Origin of the sequence: Sulfurimonas sp. NWX367 (assembly GCF_039667065.1) — a bacterium.
Taxonomy (GTDB): Bacteria; Campylobacterota; Campylobacteria; order Campylobacterales; family Sulfurimonadaceae; genus Sulfurimonas; species Sulfurimonas hydrogeniphila.
In genome coordinates this window covers 324,018-341,492 of sequence record NZ_JALCZM010000001.1, presented here as the reverse complement: position 1 = coordinate 341,492, position 17,475 = coordinate 324,018, and the positions used below count along the sequence as shown (strand labels likewise).

Here is a 17,475-nt window from a genome sequence, read left to right as displayed (position 1 = left end):
ACTCCTTATTTGATTTTATAATACCCTACTCTAGGCGAACTGCTGTTTATAAAAAACTCTTTTTCGTTGATAAAATAGATACTGTTGACAATCATTTTATCAGCTTTGTATTTTCCCAAAACCTCTCTTGTCGTTGTATCAAAAAGTTCTACATCGTTGTTTATATCACTGCTGTATGCAGCTGTTTTCCCGCTTGGGCTGAGTCCTACTCCATATACAAAAAAGTGTGACATTTTATAGTAGGCATCGCCGTTTTTCAGATTATACACTCCTACACGTCTGTCCTGTCCTCCTGTTAAAACCACTTCACCTTTAAAATCAATGCTGAAAATATTGTCGACATTGTCTCCATGAAGTGTTTTTACATGCTTGCCCTCCTTGGTGGAAATAAGATGCACATCTCCACTTTCATCCGCAATAGCCACTAATGTTTTGTCATTATTAAGTGCAAAATTGGAAAACTTGGACATAGAAGCCTGTGTTGTCCAGTTTTTCTTTTTTGATTTAATATTATAAGAGATAATGTCATTACTAATTAATGCAATCAATATATTCTCTTTGTCTATAAATTTTGCTTTGATAATGTTGAGTCTGTCATCTCCTGAAATGATTACATGTAAAGCTGAAGAATTGTAAATATGAACTCTGCTGTATCCTCCGTTATCTTGAGAAAGTATCAACAAAGAGCCATTAATCAGATCAATAGAAAATATTTTAGAATCTATTGCATCTCCCATAAAATCTTTAATTTTGTCTAACTTGATTGCCTGTATATTTTTTTTGCTTTTTGTATTAAAAATTTCTATTTTTCCGTCATCAGTAGCACAATAGAGTTTTTGTTTCTTATATAAAACATCTGTTACAAGTCCTGATGAAACCTTATAAATATACTCCGGCTGTATTAAACCTTTTGCATGTATGCCTGAAATGACCATTAGTAGAAAAACAAGATATTTCATTCACTTACCTTCTCAATATCAATAGCATCCGCCGGGCATCTGCTGATACAAAAACCGCAACTTGTGCATTTGCCATTGATTTCAGGCATAAACATTACCTTAAAATCTATGGCATCTTCCAGACAGGGGTCTTTACATGAAAAACACATAACACCCTGCCAACTCAAACATTTATCCTGATTTATCACAATATCAGCAAAAATTTTCCTTTTGTTTTCAACCAGAAGAACATCACTGGGACAGGCTGTTGCACACTCATCACAATATGTACAGCCTCTTTTGCTAAAATCCAAGTAAGGTGTTCTGTCCTCTCCGATAATAATAATCTGCTCTTGACACAAAGTAGCGCACTGCGCTTCACAGTTTTGACACTCTGTAACAAAAGCATCAGCATCATTAAAATACGGTGGACGTATAATGACTGTTTCATTTTTATTTTTCTCTGCTGCCTCTTTTACAGAGGAAGAGAGAAAGCTAAAAAGCTCTCTTCTTTCCATTTGTTTATTTACTTTGCAGTATCAATATTTTTCATCCACTTGGATTGATCCCAAGATGATTTGGAAGCACCGTTTGGATCTGTATAAACAGGTCTAAAACTGTTTTGGTCAACCAGCATATTTGTTGCTTGAGGAGCATGACACTGTGTACAGTTAAATCTTCCTGCATACAGATGCTTTTCATCTTTGTCAACTTGTATAGATACATTTGCCTGTGTTTCAGAAGAAGTATTTTTAACCACTTTTCCGTTTTTCAAAATTTTATCACCTTTGACAGAGGTATGCGGTCTAAAATTTGTAAAGTGTGAAACAGGAATTGGTGTAGCACCCATAGATGGCGCCATATCCGGCATATGACACATCAAACACTGATTGTTGTCTTTTGTAATCGGCAACATTCCAGTTGTATCATGTGGAATCATCGGCGGAGCATCCTGATAAGCTCGCTTAAACTTCTTTGAAGTTCCCGGTGCAGCCGAATGATATTCTACTTTAGGCGGAACAACATCTTCTTTTAAAAGATCAGTTGTCCCTCTGTATCCTAACTGACTTTCATCTATTATAGGTTTTACCTGTGTTTTTTCCTGAGGTTTTACCTGTGCATTGTTATTACATCCAACGAGTAATAAAGCTGCAGTTGTAAAACCGATCGTAATCTTTGTTAAAATTTTCATTTTACTCTCCCATTTTTTTATTTTGAATAAAATCTCTTATTGAGAACCTTAAAGCATCATCATCACATACTTCTATACATCTGGCACAATTTGTACACTCTCCTGAGAGTACAGGAAGTGATTCTTTGCCTATCATATGAAGTACTTGTTTTTCAGGACAAACTACTTTACATTTCATACAAAGTGTACAGTTTTCTTCCAGATGATGCACTCTAATAAAACTAAACTTTCCTAAAAGTGAATAAAATCCACCGAGTGGACATATATGACCACACCAACCATTTTTAAGGACAAACAAATCAAAAAGAAATATCATACCGATAGCTGCCCAGCCAAAGCCCATACCAAAGACAAGACCTCTGTGCATCATTGATATTGGCGATACAAATTCAAAAGCTGCTATACCCATAAAGGCCGAAACTATTAAACTAATACCCAAAATCCAATATCTTACATTTCTTGTAATTGGTTGTTTTGTTATTTGCGCTCTATCAATATCAAATACTCTTCTTAAATAATTAGCACTGTCTGTCACCATATTAATAGGACAAACCCAAGAACAGAACGCTCTTCCGCCTATTAAAAAATAAAACAGTGCAACAACTGCCACTCCTATAAGTAAATCACTTGCGACAACGGCACCTGCTGCCACCATCTGCAACACTGCATAAGGATCACTCATCGGAACAATTCCAAATAGTTCGGATGAACTGAGGTTTCCTTCAAGTATCTTCCATCCCCAGGCATTTGCACCGAAAAATAGAATTAATATTCCAATTTGTGTAAATCTTCTTAAAATAAGATATCTATAGTTATTCCATAGTTTACTCATCTAACAAACCTTCCAAACCACTGTTAAGCTTGTCAACCGCTTTTCTTTTACTTACATTTGTTGTAGTATGAATCGCATGAGCATCTTTTAGTCTTGACTCATCTTTTTTATCCCAGCCTTTGATGTAGTGACTGCCGGCTTTCCCCATTGCCACTTCACGAGGCAGTATAAAGATAGCCGGTTTTTCTGTCACACAGGCATGTTCACACATTCCGCAGCCTGTACAGGCATCTGCATGCACCACAGGTTTTAAAAATGCGTGTTTGCCGGTTCTTTCATTTTTAGAATACTCTACAGTTATCGCTTGACCCAAAATAGGGCAGGCTCTGTAGCAAGCATCACACTGAATACCCCAAAAAGCAATACAACTGTTTTCATCAATAACCGCTAATCCCATATCTGCTGTATTAATATCAAGATGACCGTTTACAGTTACACTCGACTCATCCAGCGCACCGCTCGGACAGACAGGAACACAAGGAATATCTTCACACATATAGCAGGGAATATCCCTTGGAATAAAGTATGGTGTCCCTATAGGTCTGTGATCACCGGGTTTAGCCAGCATCAATGTATCATACGGGCATGCTTCAACACATAATCCGCATTTGATACAGGTTTTGAGAAAATCTTCTTCCTTTATAGCCGCAGGCGGACGCAGTATCAGCGGCGAAGCTTTCGCATCATCAAGATACGCGCTCCATAAAAATCCGCCAATCGCAGCATAGCCAACACCTCTGGCCATATTTAAGATAAATTTTCTTCTGTCGCTGAGTGCTTCTTTTTTCATTGTAAATTCTTTATTGTCTATGCTTTATAAATTTTTACAGCACATTTTTTAAAGTCTGTCTGTTTTGACATAGGACAGGTTTGATCCAATGTTACTTTATTGATAAACACACGCTCATCAAACCACGGAACAAATACCAAAGGTTTTGGCGGTCTGTTACGTCCACGCGTCTCAACACGAGCTCTTACTCTACCACGACGAGATTCAACCCAGCATAAATCATTGTCTTTGAGTCCTCTTTCCTCAGCGGCTTTAGGATTCATATAGACAAGCGCTTCAGGAACAGCACGGTACAACTCAGGCACACGCATCGTCATTGTTCCAGAGTGCCAGTGCTCAAGTACACGTCCTGTACACAACCATAAATCATATGTTTCATCCGGCATTTCCGGCGGATCCATATACGGACGGGCAAAGATTTTTGCTTTGTCTGTTAACGGTTTTTTCTTTTTGTCTTGTACACCTGTTAAATTACCGTGTGGTAATGCTTTGGCAAGTGGACCGTAGAATGCAAATTCACTGCCTCTTCCGTTTTCTTTTGCATGTTTTGCCGCATACGGATCAAATTTTACATTAAATCTCCATGCAGTCTCTTTGCCATTAACAACTGGCCATTTAAGACCACGAACTTTATGGTAGGTAACAAAGTCTGCCAAGTCATGCCCGTGACCTCTACCAAATGATGCATACTCTTCCCAAAGGTACTGGTGAATCATAAAGCCGTAGCCTTTGAAAACTTTACCGTCACTTCCGACAACATTTCTTGCATCACCAAGACATTCTGAGTTGTCATACCCTTTTTGAGGAAACTGATCCAATGCCAACGGATAGTTTTTCTTCGCTCTTTCATTTGCATATAGAATTTCATACATAGTCGTATCTGGTTTATACCCCATTGCATAGGCTTTTTCTCTTACATCAGGAAGTTTTTTACCGTTTCTCAGTGTATAAGGCCCCCACAAATCATCTACCGTAAATCTTTTTGAAAGCTCTACCCACTGCCAGGTGTCACTCATCGCATCACCTACAGGAAGAACCTGTTGTCTCCAGTGCTGTGAACGGCGTTCTGCATTTCCGTATGCACCCCATTTTTCATAAATCATAGCAGACGGCAAAATCAAATCAGATACCATTGCAGATATACCCGGATACCCGTCTGATGTTACGATGAAGTTATCCATCTCACGAGCCGCTTTAATCCAGTGTTTTGCATTGGCACTGTCTTGATATGCATTACACACATTCACCCATGCGAATTTTACAACACCGTCTTCAATATCTCTGTGAATTTTCATAATATGCTGATTTCCGACAGGATTCAGTGTTCCTGCAGGAATATGCCAGCCTTTCTCTGTAATAGCTCTGTGCTTTGGATTTTTTACCATCATATCTGCAGGCAGTCTGTGTGCAAACGTACCGACTTCACGAGCAGTACCACAAGCCGAAGGCTGTCCAGTTAATGAGAATGCTCCAGAGCCAGGACGTGCCTGTTTGTTTAACATAAAGTGAACATTGTATGAAAGTGTATTGTCCCATGTTCCACGTGTATGTTGATTCATACCCATTGTCCAGAAACTGACAACTTTTCTGTCTTTTTCAATGTAAAGCGCTGCCAAATCCTGCAACTTTTTCTTAAAGCTGTCAAGTGATTCTTCAGGATCACCTTTACAAAGTTTTGCCGTATACTCCAATGTATATGGTTCTAAAGATTTTTTATACTCTTCAAAAGAAATTTCCCAGTGTTTTAAAGTACCGGCAGTGTTTTTCATAGTATCACCGGCTTTATAACCATATGGCTCTAACGCAGGACCTTCTAATTCTGAGACAACCTTACTCATCTCTTTATTATAAATTTCCATCTCTTTTGCATCATATTTTCCGGCACTGCCGTCAGGTCTTACCGGAGTAACAGATTTTTCACCTGCACGTCTGAAACCGTATCCGATATTTACAGGACCTGCTGCAAAGATAATGTTTTTCTTGATGAAATCCCAGTCAATGGCTTCTGGATGGTTGTACACAATCTCACGAGCAAGATAGTTCCATAATGCAAGGTCAGTGTTTGGTCTAAAAATAATGTTAAAGTCACCCAAATCGCAGGTGCGATGTGTATAGGTCTGAATATTGACCACTTTTACACGTTCAGGGTCTGAAAGTTTTCTGTCTGTTACACGAGACCATAAAATCGGGTGCATTTCCGCCATGTTTGAACCCCAGGTTACGATTGTATCTGTCAATTCAATATCATCATAACAACCTGATGGCTCATCTATACCGAATGTCTGGTAAAAACCGACAACAGCAGATGCCATACAGTGACGGGCATTCGGGTCAATCGCATTGGATCTGAATCCGCCTTTCATCATTTTTTGGGCAGCATATCCTTCCATAATTGTATACTGTCCAGAAGCAAATACAGCTACCCCTTCAGGACCTTTTTCTTTGAGTGCTTTTCTGATGTTTTTTTCCATCTCATCATACGCTCGTTTCCATGAAACCGGTGCGAATTTCCCTTTTTTGTCAAATTCGCCTTTGTCATTTACACGAAGAAGCGGCTGTGTCAGTCTGTCCGCACCATACATGATTTTCGCATTAAAGTAACCTTTAATACAGTTAAGACCACGATTAACCGGCGCAGCAGGATCCCCTTTGACCGCAACAATTTTTCTATCTTTACCATCTCCCGTAGTTGCAAGCATAATCCCGCACCCGGTACCACAGAAACGACAAGCTGCCTTGTCCCATCTCCAATTATTTTCAGCTTTCGCTGCTGCTGCATTCAGTTCTGCTGGTACAGTCATACCAATAGCTGCTGCTGCAGAAGCTGCCGCTGAACTTTTAAGAAATTCTCTTCTTGAAAGTGACATATTTTCTCCTCACTATTTTTAAAAGTAGTTAAACACTTTACAATGTTCTCAACATATTTACTAACGTTTTTATAATAGCATTGAAAAAATTATAAATGATTGATTTAAATCAAGAATTTAAGAAAAGCAAAAGACATTGATATACATGAGTATATTTGTAACATAAATAAAAAATATTATTTGGAGTTATATTTTGCTATTGTATCTCCAAACTTTACTTTGTCATTTTCTTTGACTAAAAGTTTTAGCATATCTTCTTCGGCCAATATGACAATGGTAGAGCCCATTTCAAAACAGCCAAAATCTTCACCTTTGTCAAGATAAAGGTTTTCAAACTCATACACCTGTTCCTCTTGTACATCTGCATTTGTCTGTATACGCGTCTCAAAACTTATTTTCATAACGCCGACATTCAATGCACTCACAAGGATAATGTAAAAATATTTTCCTTCTTGTGTCTTACACAGCAGCACAACTCTCTCATTTTCTATAAAAAGATTCAAACGTTTTTTCAACGAAGGGATATTAACAGGATAAAATTTTCCCGGAATGTGTACAGCTTTAAGTACCTGCAGATTCATCGGAATATGATACCGATGATAGTCTTTTGGAGAAAGATAAAAATTTACAAATTCTCCGTTATGCACATAATCTTTTTCTGCCTGTGTAAAATTTTTTCCAAGCAAATTATCAGTTTTATAGCGCATGCCTTTGATTTGTAAAGCATAATCGTCAATAAGTCTGCCGCACTCCGTAATCAAAGAATCACAGGGTGCAATAAAATCTTCTGCATTCAAAGAAAATTTTCTTGGCTCTTTGAGTCTTCTTGTAAAGAGCGCGTTCAGACTCTTATAGGTACCCGGGTCATGGAATTCACTCATATCGAGTCCCATCAGTTTTACATAGGAATAGTTTACAATTTTTTGAAACCAGTGCGGAAATTCTTTATTTGCAAATTTACCGAACAGCTGGGATACGGCTGATGTGATATGTCTCTTATTCATTTATTTTCCTTTTGGCAATTTCTTCTATTAAAACTGTGGCATACGAACCTTTAGGGAGTGTGAAGTTCATTTCATACTGTGCTTCGTGTTTGTTGAAACGCCCTTCTATCTCCGTTGGAAAGACCCAGGCATAGCGCCTGGCTCCGTCAGCATTGATTTCATCATCATAGTCTTTTTCAATGTCTCCTGCAATTTCTGTGGCATGGCGTACTTTTTTCCCGCACAAAAGTCCTGTAACAGAGATGTCGCGTGCATTAAATCTTTCTAAATCTTCTTTTGCGCCTTCAAAGTCAAAAAGTCTTCCGTGCGGATAGTGTTCCATAACATCACCGCTGATAAGTTTAAAAGGATGCTTCTGCTCTTTCATCTTTTTGACTTCTTCGTTTGGCATGTTTAACAAACTCTCGATCTCTTCAGCCTTAAAACTGTTCACAAGCGTATTGATCTCAAGTCTTCTTGAGAGCCAAAGATTAAACAGATGACTCTGATAGGCATTTATAAGGAGACGTTTGACTCTGGGATTACGCTCTCTTGCCTCTCCTTTTGCCAACTTTTCTCCCAGAATATGGTTATCTCCGTCATTTCCGAATCTTTGATACCCGAAAAAATTCGGCAACCCGAATTTTTCTATATTTTTTAATGCTTCATCAATTTTTTCAGCACTTGTAGGATTGACCTTTTTCAGCTTAATATAAAAACGATTGCCTTTTAGATGCCCTATTCTCAACTTGTTGTTATGGTATGTTTTTGAAAGAATTTTTATTCCGTCAAAATTGAAATTTTCCAAAGCCTCTTCATGTTTTTTATGCAAAGAGATATACTGCACTGTCATCGCATTTTTATCCTTAAGCCCGGCATAGCCTATTTCTTTGTTTTTTATACCCAGATAACGGGCAATTTGTCCTATCATTTCATTTGTAGAGAGGTTCTTCTTTCTTACCTGCAGTATTAAATGCTCCCCTTCTCCCGAAAATTCATATAAAGGTATCTCCTCAACTACAAAATCACGGGGAGTCTGTTTAAAGTGAAAATCAATACTTGCATGTGCAAGTGAATAAAATCTGTCCATATTTCTCTGTTCCTTAAAAATGATGTGCTTTACATCTGTTTGTATATTTGTTTCTTACAGCTTTTGCAAAAACTGTCAGTTTTGTTCTGGTTTGTCTGGCATACATTTTGATTTTTTTGAGATCCCTTGCATCAAAAGCAATCAGCATTTCATACTCTTCCCCGCTACATGCAATATGCTTAGGTATTTTTTTTATAAACTGCACGCCTGTTTTGTTCAGTGATGCAATTTTACCCAAATCACTGCATAAACCATCCGATATATCCATACCCGCTTTTAAAACATTTATACTTTTGGTGACAAAATCATTTCTTAATCTGATATGAACAAATTTTGATTTTCTGTGGATTTTCCCCAGGTTTTGCAGTTTTTTCAAATCTTTTGCCGAGCGCCCAAGCTCCCCGGTAAAAGCAAAAAGATAATTTTCTCTGACTCTGGTGCGCAAGAGTGGCTTTTTTGTTTTGGAAATAACGGTTACAGTGATATCAAGCTTTGTATTACTGATTGTATCACCGCCGATAATTTCTATATTGTACTGCTTTGCGACTGATTTAAATCCGTCAGCCAAATCTTTCATTTCTGCTTTTGTCATATTCTTTGGCATTGCAACACTTAACAGTGCATATTTCGGCACAGCATTCATTGCAACCGCATCAGAAATATTTACAAGCATTGCTTTTTGGGCAATTTGGAAACAACTCATCCAGCTGCGTTTAAAATGCACGTTTTCAAAAAATGCATCTTTGGAATAGACAATATTGTCAATCAATGCACCGTCGTCACCAATGTGTTTACTGTTAAATTGTGATATAAAATAATTTTCTAAATTCAATAAGACTTCTTTTTATTAAGCATATATTAATTACTGCCGATATAGAATATAACGCCATTATAACATTATTAGGAAAAACATACTATGAAATATTCTATTAAAAGAATTTTTGAACACTTAAAATTTTATCTGCTTTTTATCTTCTTTTTGGCGTCTTTGGCTGTTTTGCTTACATTTGAAGAACAACTCTCTTTTGATAAAGTCAATAATTTGAACAATCAAAAAAAGATTATTCAAACACTCACACACTTGGATACGGACGATATAGAACTGGCACTTATACAGTTTAACGGAAAAAGCACACAGCTGCATCAAGAAATCGACAAACTGAAAATGCTTTATAAATACAACATTACAGACAGATATATACTGAGAAATGAGAAAGAGTATTTTGATGACTTACAAAGACTTTCTGTATTAACTGACAAATTTAACAATGCGGCACATAAATATTATGTCGGATCAAAAAATAAAAAACTTGCAAAAGAAGCAAAAGCAGAATTAGACAGATCACTGAATGAAATAATACAGCAGATAGATACTATGCTGTTTAAAAGTCTAACCTATAATCAGCAAAAATTTGATATTATAAAAATCCTGGTACTTATCACTTTCTTTCTTATTTTATTTGCAACATTTTGGTACAGAAAAATGCTGACGGCCATTTTACAGGATATTGAGTACCTGTTTCAGGTTGATAAAACTAAAAGCGATTATGAAATTTTTTCACTCGAGGCTGACGCTATTGCACTGAGGATGAACAGAAAAACTGTTGTTCAGAACAACCCCAGCATGCTTGATCCTGTAACAGAAATAAACAACTACAAAGGTCTTGTAAACTCTTATGGAGCAAAAAAAGGACTCAAAGACAGCAACTTTACAGCTGTTACTGTTCTTGAGGTGGATAATTTTTCAAAATCCAACAGGGCCTTTACCCAGGAAGTCACACAGGCAATACTGCGTAAAGTTGCTTACACTGTTTCTTTGCATGAGCAACCCATAGATGTCATCGCGAGAACAGACTACAATCAATTTACAGTCGTTCTTTCACGCTCATCAAAAGAACAGCTTTTCAAAGATATGGAAATAATACGAGAGAGTATTTCTGAACTCAAATTTAATGCACCTGGCCACGGTCCTATACATATAACTGTAACAGGCGGATTTGTCATAAAACCGAACAACACTTCACTTGAAGAGGCAATAAAACAGGCAAAGGAAATTTTAGAATATGCAAAAACAACAGGAAACAATAGAATTTTCCAACTAAGAGACTTAGCCCAAAGAGAGATGTAAAGAGTCACATGTCTCAAATAGTAACAAACACAAACTTCACAAAAACAAATACTGCATTTAACCTAGCCTAAGACTATTCACGCTATAATCAGCATTATTTTAGTTCTTTATTGAAGGATGGGTTAATGAGTATTCCTATTTATACTTACGATGCGATTATAGTTGGTGCAGGCCTTGCAGGATGTGCAGCAGCAAGAGAATTGCAAAATGCAGGAAAAAAAGTTGCTGTTATAACAAAGGTACATCCTTTGAGAAGTCACTCCGGTGCAGCTCAAGGTGGAATCAACGCAGCATTTAGTGATGAAGACAGTGTTGAACTTCATGAATTTGACACTGTAAAAGGATCTGACTATCTGGCAGACCAGGACGCCGTAGAATTTATGTGTAAAAATGCACCTGAAACAATCAGATGGGCAGAGAGAATGGGTGCTGCTTTTAGCAGAAAACCTGACGGCAGAATTGCACAGCGCCCTTTTGGAGGACAATCATCACCTCGTGCATGTTTTGCAAAAGACAGAACAGGGTTAACACTTTTACAAACAGTATATGAACAGGCGTATCGTGTCGGTGTAAAATTTTGGGATGAATGGTATGCAGCTGATATCATCTATAAAGACGGCAAAGTATCAGGTGTCGTTGCCTATAATATTCGTGATATGCAAATGGCTGTTTTTAATGCAAAAACTGTCATGTTTGCAACAGGCGGGTATGCCCGTGCCTATAAAATCAACTCAAATGCCCATGCAAATACAGGTGACGGACTCTCAATTGTAGCCCGTCACGGTCTTCCTCTTGAAGATATGGAATTTGTTCAGTTTCACCCATCAGGACTTTCCGGAAACGGTGTTTTAATTTCTGAAGCAGCTCGTGGTGAGGGTGGCCGTCTTTATAACTCCAAAGGCGAACGATTTATGGAGAAATATGCTCCAAACGCTCTTGAACTTGCATCACGTGATGTTGTTGCGCGTGCAATTTTAAATGAGATCAGAGAAGGTCGTGGTGTCGGACCGAGAAAAGATGCTGTATATCTTGACGTAACACATCTTGGGAAAGAACTTATTATGAATAAACTTCCTGAACTTCGTGAACTTGCGATGACATTTTTAGGCCTTGATATGATAAAAGAGCCTATCTTGATTTCTGCTACAGCACACTACTCTATGGGTGGTATTCCGGTAGACATTGACGGACATGCCCGTAAAAACAATGAAGAATTTATAGAAGGTTTTTATGCCGCAGGTGAATGCTCTTGTGTATCAGTACACGGTGCAAACCGCCTGGGTGCAAATTCTGTGCTTGAAGCCCTTCTCTTTGGTCGTTTTGTCGGTAAAACAATGGTACGGGATGTAGATACTATTGAACTTCGCAAAGCAAGTGAAGAGGATGCGGCGACAGCACTCAAAGAAATTGAATTTTTACTCAATAATAACGGAAATGAAAGCGTGCCTGCCCTAAGAGAAGAGCTGCAACAGTGTATGACTGCAAATGCAGGTGCATTTAGAAGCAAAGAGACTTTGCAAATCGCAATTGACACAGTAAAAGAACTTCGTAAAAGATTTAAAAATGTACGTATAAAAGACAAATCAAAAGTATTTAACACCGAACTGCAGGAAGCTTTGGAGTTTGGGCATATGCTTGACTACTCTTTGTTTATTGTAGAGAGTGCTATTGCCAGAGAAGAGAGTCGCGGTGCACACTACAGAGAAGATTTTGAAAAACGTGATGATGAAAACTTTCTAAAACACACTATGGCATATATGGATGAGAATGGGAACATTACATTGGATTATATGGATGTTGTTCTTGGCAAACATGAACTCAAAGAAAGAAATTACTAAGGATAACTTATGAGTACAGAACATAAAATAACTACGCAAAAAGTAAACTTCAAAGTATTTCGCTTTAATGCTGATGAAGACTACCTTCCATATTATGAAAATTACGATATGGAAGTGACTTCTGAAGAAGTTGTATTGGATATACTAAACAGAATAAAATGGGATCATGACGGAAGTTTTTCATACAGAAGAAGCTGCCGTCACGGTATCTGCGGAACCTGTGCCATAAAAGTAAACGGAAGATCGACCCTTGCCTGTAAAGAGAGCATGAATGATATGGTAGAACTTTTCGGCAATGAGCTTGTTATTGAACCGTTGAGTAAAAAAAGAGCTGTCAAAGACATGATTATAGACAAAGGTGACTTCTGGGAAAAACACGCTGCTGTCACACCATACCTTGTTGCAGATATTGATGAAGATCCGGAGTCTGAAAACCTTGTATCACCTGAAGATGCCGAAAAACTTGACGAAGCAGATCTTTGTATCCAATGCGGTGCCTGTCATTATGCCTGTCCTGCCGTTGAAATCAATGAAGATTTCTTCGGTCCTGCCGCTTTTGCAGCAGCATATCGCTTCAGTGCCGATGTACGGGACAACTCAACATCAAGACTCGCAGATGTCAATGAAGAAAAACAGGGTGTCTGGGACTGTGTAAAATGTTTTGAATGTGCCGAAGCCTGTCCAAAAGAGATTAATCCTATTGGTAAAATTACAAAACTGCACCAAATGGCTTTCCAGGAAGGTATTGCCAAAAACAATGTTGCAGTTCGTCATGCCGTCGGCTTTAAAAAGTCAATTATGAAAAACGGTGTACTTGATGAGGGTGGACTTGTCCTCTACTCTGAAGGTCCGGCAATTGTTAAACATATACCTGTTGCATTTAAAATGTTTACAAAAGGTAAAATTGTTCCGCCGTGGGGTATCACAAAATCCCAAAATCTTGATGAGATTCAAAAACTTGTAAAATCTTCATCAACTGTAAAGTTTTAGGAGTGTAGCTAAAAGCTACTTTTTTACTAATAGTAAAAAACTTTAGTGATTGAATATTTATTGGACTTTGTTCAATAAATGTGAGAATGTAAGGAAATATAAATGGAAAAACTAAAATACGCACTTTTTACAGGATGTACTGCAAAACAAAGTACTCCTGAACAAATGATGTCAACTATGGCAGTTGCTGAAAAACTGGGAATAGAACTTGTGGAACTGACTGAGGCTTCATGTTGTGGCGCATCCCATCTTCAAGACTATGATGACTTTTTATCTTTGGTTTTAAATGCCAGAAACATTGCCTATGCTGAAAAACACGGGCTTACAATGGTTACTATCTGTAATACCTGTCAGCTCAATACTGCAATGACAAAGCACAGACTTGACAACAACGAAGAGCTCAAAGCAAAAGTCAATGAAAAACTTGCAGAAGTAGGTCTCGAGTATAAAGGTACTTCTGATGTTACACACTTTTTATATGCAATTATTGATGATTTTGGACTTGATAAACTCAAAGAGATGGTTGTTACACCGCTAAGTCAGTTTAATATTGCACCATTTTACGGTTGCCATAATATCCGCCCTTCAGAATTGCAAAACGAAACACATAAAACTGCTGAAAACCCTTATAATCCTACTTCACTTGATGACTTAATCATTGCCTGTGGCGGGGAGACTGTCGATTATGATGAAAAAAACAAATGCTGTGGTTTTCATGTTGAATTGCAGGCACCCCATACTGCAGCAGTTTTAACAGGAAATGCTATTGCCGGTGCGATGGATGGCAATGCCGACTGGATGGTAACACCATGTCCGCTTTGTCACCTTAAACTTGATACGCAGACTGCACATGCAAGTGAAGCAATCGGTCGTGAAGTAGAACTTCCTGTACTGCATATGCAGCAAATGGTTGGACTTGCACTTGGTTGTACTCCGGCTGAACTTGGTCTCAACCATCACTTGGCAAAAGTAGACTTTGTTTAAAAAAATTTCCTAAACTGCCTGGTTTAGGAAATTTACATTACATTGTATCACCGATATGCATTGCAGTCTCAGAATCCCATCGTGCTACATGTAAAACAATCCAGTGTTTGAATTCCTCTTCCAAAAAAGTCTGTATTGCCTGAGGGTCTTTGTTTTCATTCCACTCTTCTAACAAATCTTTTATTTTTCCTCTCATTGTGTCATGTTCGCTCTTATGCATTTGCATTGCATAAAAGTTACTCTCTTCCATCATATCTTCTTCTGTTGTGAAGTGGTCCTCAACATCAAACAAAACAACCTGAAAAAGTTCATCTATTTTTTTAATATCTTTGGCAAGTACCGCATCGTGAAAATTATTAATTATTTCTATCTCTTCTTCATGCAAAATATTCATCATTGCATTTGATACCTGTTGTACATCTTTTGATTCTATTAACATTTTAATCCCTTTTACTTTTATAAAAAAATATTATAACATTAGAGTATTCTTGTCAGATTGATTTACATCAACTTTTTTCTATTGTACTCTCAGACTTGTGCTATAATTTTGAAAAAAAAGTACAGGTCTTATATGTCAGATTCAATAGAAATAATATCATGGAATGTTAACGGAATACGTGCTGTAGCTAACAAAGAAGCGCTTAAATGGATAGATGAAAGAAACACAGATATTTTATGCCTGCAAGAGATAAAAGCACAAAAAGAGCAAATTCCAGACAATCTGTTTGAAAAAGAGTTCACAGAAGTTGTCATTAATTCCGGAGAACGAAAAGGGTACAGCGGAACAGCCACTTTTAGTATGCTAAAGAGTGATTATACCTCACCATGTAATGACATTGATACAAAGCATGAAGGACGTATCATTGAGACACATTATGGAGATATCGTTCTTTTTAATGTTTATTTTCCAAACGGTCAGAAGGATGAAGAGCGTCTTGCCTATAAGATGAAATTTTATGATGATTTTTTAGCCTATTGTGAAAAGCTCAAAGATGAGGGAAAAAGTATTATTGTATGTGGAGATGTAAACACCGCACACCGTGAAATAGATTTAAAAAATCCGAAAGCAAATGCCAAGACATCCGGTTTTCTCCCAATAGAAAGAGAATGGATAGACAAATTTTTAGATCATGGATATATAGATACATTCAGATATGTGCATGGGGACAAAGAAGACGCATACAGCTGGTGGTCCTACCGTTCCAATGCAAGAGTAAAAAATGTCGGCTGGCGCATTGATTATTTTTTCATATCTGAAGACTTGGCGGAAAATCTTGAAGATGCTTTTATTTTGGATTATATAGAAGGTTCAGACCACTGTCCTGTAGGCATTAAAATTGTTTTTTAATCATTGATCAGACTTCTGAAACTTTTAACTGATATACATTGAGTGTGTGTTTTTTATTTATCTCTTCAAAAGTCTGACTGGGAGACAGGCCGACTATATTATGAAAGACTTTGTTTAAATGTGCATTGTCATTATATATGTACTGGGTGTCATTGAATTTCTTTCCATCAGAAATATATTCCATAAAAATCTGATAAAACTTACAGACAAAAATAAATTTTTTGGGAGAAAGACCAATGAATTTTTTAAACTGACGCTCTATAGTACGCCGGCTGCAGGCAAACTCCTGTGCCAACTCTTCTACAGTCACTTCATAATTATACTCTTCAATTCTCTCCAAAATATCCTCTATAAATTCTCTAGAATTATTTTGGTCATTATACATTTGTAAAAAAGCATCATCCAGATAACAAATATCCTGCTCCATACTTTTATGCATATAAAGTTTGGAAAAGTATTTATTGATCACTGTGGTTTCAAGAGGAAGATAGTGGTTATAAAGAGAAGCAGCATCTTTTTTAAATAACTTATAGAAACCTATTGGCAAAAGTTCAGCGAGTATCATAACAGCAGGTTCAACCTGCGGAATGTTTTCTAAGTCCAAAATGCTTTTTTGGGATTTAGCCGTTTTTATACTTGCAAAATAACCTTCCGGAATCTGATATTTTTTATTATTAAGAAGTGAGTAGCCGGTAATACCTCTGTTAAAAACTATAAAGTTCCCGCCATTTGGCAGAAAAAGCATATCAGAGAGTAAAGTAAAATCATATATAACAACATAGCACTTAATTATGCTGCTGAGTTTGATATCTGGTAAAAATACTTCATACTTCATATATCACCAATTGGATTTTATTTAACCCATTGTATCAGAAGTAGGAAGGTTTTTACTTGTACTTATACGACATAATAATTATTATTAAACAATAATTTATATATTCTTTACTTTGATTTAGGTCTAAATGCCTTTATAACATCCTCGTTTGTTTCTATAAACGGACCTTCAATAAGATCTATACAATAGGGAACGGCAGGAAAAACCGCATCAAGACACTCTCTGATTGATTTTGGTTTTCCCGGTAAATTAATAATTAAACTTTTACCTCTAATTCCTGCTGTTTGACGAGAAAGTATAGCTGTTGGAACATACTGCAAACTTACCTGACGCATCAGTTCACCAAAACCCGGCATCATCTTCTCACATACATTTTCAGTCGCTTCGGGTGTCACATCACGAAGTGCCGGACCGGTTCCGCCGGTTGTCACAACCAGGCAGCATCCTGCATCATCACACAACTCTTTCATTGTTGCTTCAAGCGCATCCTGCTCATCGGGAATACATCTGTAAACTATTTCAAATTCACTTTTTAAATACTCTTTCATCGTGTCTTGAATAGCCACTCCGCTTATATCCTCATAAATTCCTTTACTTGCTCTGTCACTTGCAGTTATTACACCTATTTTTATTTCACTCATATTTTTTTCCTTTTTATTT

General features: G+C 37.3%; 17 protein-coding genes. 5 read left to right on the top strand and 12 right to left on the bottom strand.

The window, feature by feature from the left end; genetic code table 11:
* Positions 1 to 5: 5 nt before the first annotated feature.
* From MNY28_RS01685 to MNY28_RS01645, 9 genes are all read right to left on the bottom strand, one after another.
* Positions 6 to 959 (bottom strand): WD40 repeat domain-containing protein, encoded by a 954-nt coding sequence (locus tag MNY28_RS01685; RefSeq protein WP_346388721.1) that lies wholly within the window; start codon positions 957 to 959, stop codon positions 6 to 8.
* Positions 956 to 1,456 carry a ferredoxin-type protein NapF gene (locus MNY28_RS01680; protein ID WP_346388720.1) on the bottom strand — a complete coding sequence of 167 codons (501 nt, stop codon included), beginning with the start codon at positions 1,454 to 1,456 and terminating at the stop codon, positions 956 to 958. The genes MNY28_RS01685 and MNY28_RS01680 overlap by 4 nt, the downstream gene beginning before the upstream one ends.
* Positions 1,457 to 1,464: 8 nt before the next feature.
* On the bottom strand, positions 1,465 to 2,130 hold the full coding sequence (locus MNY28_RS01675) for a nitrate reductase cytochrome c-type subunit (RefSeq protein WP_346388719.1): 666 nt from the start codon (positions 2,128 to 2,130) through the stop codon (positions 1,465 to 1,467).
* A gap of 1 nt (position 2,131) precedes the next feature.
* Positions 2,132 to 2,962 carry a quinol dehydrogenase ferredoxin subunit NapH gene (napH, locus tag MNY28_RS01670; RefSeq protein WP_151900395.1) on the bottom strand — a complete coding sequence of 277 codons (831 nt, stop codon included), beginning with the start codon at positions 2,960 to 2,962 and terminating at the stop codon, positions 2,132 to 2,134.
* Positions 2,955 to 3,752, bottom strand: a complete 798-nt coding sequence (gene napG / locus MNY28_RS01665; RefSeq protein ID WP_151900396.1) for a ferredoxin-type protein NapG — start codon at positions 3,750 to 3,752, stop codon at positions 2,955 to 2,957. The genes napH and napG overlap by 8 nt, the downstream gene beginning before the upstream one ends.
* Positions 3,753 to 3,769: 17 nt before the next feature.
* Complete coding sequence (gene napA, locus MNY28_RS01660; RefSeq protein WP_346388718.1) at positions 3,770 to 6,619, bottom strand: nitrate reductase catalytic subunit NapA; 2,850 nt, start codon at positions 6,617 to 6,619, stop codon at positions 3,770 to 3,772.
* Between the two features lie 176 nt (positions 6,620 to 6,795).
* Positions 6,796 to 7,623 (bottom strand): phosphatidylserine decarboxylase, encoded by an 828-nt coding sequence (locus tag MNY28_RS01655; RefSeq protein ID WP_151900398.1) that lies wholly within the window; start codon positions 7,621 to 7,623, stop codon positions 6,796 to 6,798.
* Positions 7,616 to 8,692 carry a tRNA pseudouridine(13) synthase TruD gene (truD, locus tag MNY28_RS01650; protein WP_151900399.1) on the bottom strand — a complete coding sequence of 359 codons (1,077 nt, stop codon included), beginning with the start codon at positions 8,690 to 8,692 and terminating at the stop codon, positions 7,616 to 7,618. Before truD ends, MNY28_RS01655 begins: the two co-directional genes overlap by 8 nt.
* Before the next feature lie 13 nt (positions 8,693 to 8,705).
* Positions 8,706 to 9,524 carry a thiamine-phosphate kinase gene (locus tag MNY28_RS01645; RefSeq protein WP_151900400.1) on the bottom strand — a complete coding sequence of 273 codons (819 nt, stop codon included), beginning with the start codon at positions 9,522 to 9,524 and terminating at the stop codon, positions 8,706 to 8,708.
* 84 nt (positions 9,525 to 9,608) lie between these two features.
* Between MNY28_RS01645 and MNY28_RS01640 the strand changes: the two genes are divergently transcribed.
* The 4 genes from MNY28_RS01640 (at position 9,609) to MNY28_RS01625 (ending at position 14,632) form a co-directional block, all read left to right on the top strand.
* The gene (locus MNY28_RS01640) at positions 9,609 to 10,820 is read left to right on the top strand and encodes a GGDEF domain-containing protein (protein ID WP_346388717.1); all 1,212 of its coding nucleotides are present in this window, start codon (positions 9,609 to 9,611) and stop codon (positions 10,818 to 10,820) included.
* Between the two features lie 125 nt (positions 10,821 to 10,945).
* Positions 10,946 to 12,658: a succinate dehydrogenase flavoprotein subunit gene (sdhA, locus tag MNY28_RS01635; RefSeq protein ID WP_346388716.1), complete on the top strand. Its 1,713-nt coding sequence runs from the start codon at positions 10,946 to 10,948 to the stop codon at positions 12,656 to 12,658.
* Between the two features lie 9 nt (positions 12,659 to 12,667).
* Positions 12,668 to 13,648 carry a succinate dehydrogenase iron-sulfur subunit gene (gene sdhB / locus MNY28_RS01630; RefSeq protein ID WP_346388715.1) on the top strand — a complete coding sequence of 327 codons (981 nt, stop codon included), beginning with the start codon at positions 12,668 to 12,670 and terminating at the stop codon, positions 13,646 to 13,648.
* A 102-nt stretch (positions 13,649 to 13,750) separates the two neighbouring features.
* On the top strand, positions 13,751 to 14,632 hold the full coding sequence (locus MNY28_RS01625; RefSeq protein WP_151900404.1) for a CoB--CoM heterodisulfide reductase iron-sulfur subunit B family protein: 882 nt from the start codon (positions 13,751 to 13,753) through the stop codon (positions 14,630 to 14,632).
* 37 nt (positions 14,633 to 14,669) lie between these two features.
* Here MNY28_RS01625 and MNY28_RS01620 read toward each other — a convergent pair whose 3' ends face one another.
* Positions 14,670 to 15,071: a hemerythrin family protein gene (locus MNY28_RS01620; protein WP_151900405.1), complete on the bottom strand. Its 402-nt coding sequence runs from the start codon at positions 15,069 to 15,071 to the stop codon at positions 14,670 to 14,672.
* Positions 15,072 to 15,203: 132 nt separating this feature from the next.
* On the opposite strand from MNY28_RS01620, the gene MNY28_RS01615 reads away from it, so the two are divergent.
* The gene (locus tag MNY28_RS01615) at positions 15,204 to 15,980 is read left to right on the top strand and encodes an exodeoxyribonuclease III (RefSeq protein ID WP_346388714.1); all 777 of its coding nucleotides are present in this window, start codon (positions 15,204 to 15,206) and stop codon (positions 15,978 to 15,980) included.
* 7 nt (positions 15,981 to 15,987) lie between these two features.
* Here the strand turns inward: MNY28_RS01615 and MNY28_RS01610 are convergent, their stop codons facing one another.
* Together MNY28_RS01610 and mog are read right to left on the bottom strand one after the other, a co-directional pair.
* Positions 15,988 to 16,815 (bottom strand): helix-turn-helix domain-containing protein, encoded by an 828-nt coding sequence (locus MNY28_RS01610; protein ID WP_346388713.1) that lies wholly within the window; start codon positions 16,813 to 16,815, stop codon positions 15,988 to 15,990.
* A gap of 107 nt (positions 16,816 to 16,922) precedes the next feature.
* Positions 16,923 to 17,456 carry a molybdopterin adenylyltransferase gene (gene mog / locus MNY28_RS01605; protein ID WP_346388712.1) on the bottom strand — a complete coding sequence of 178 codons (534 nt, stop codon included), beginning with the start codon at positions 17,454 to 17,456 and terminating at the stop codon, positions 16,923 to 16,925.
* Between the last annotated feature and the right edge of the window lie 19 nt (positions 17,457 to 17,475).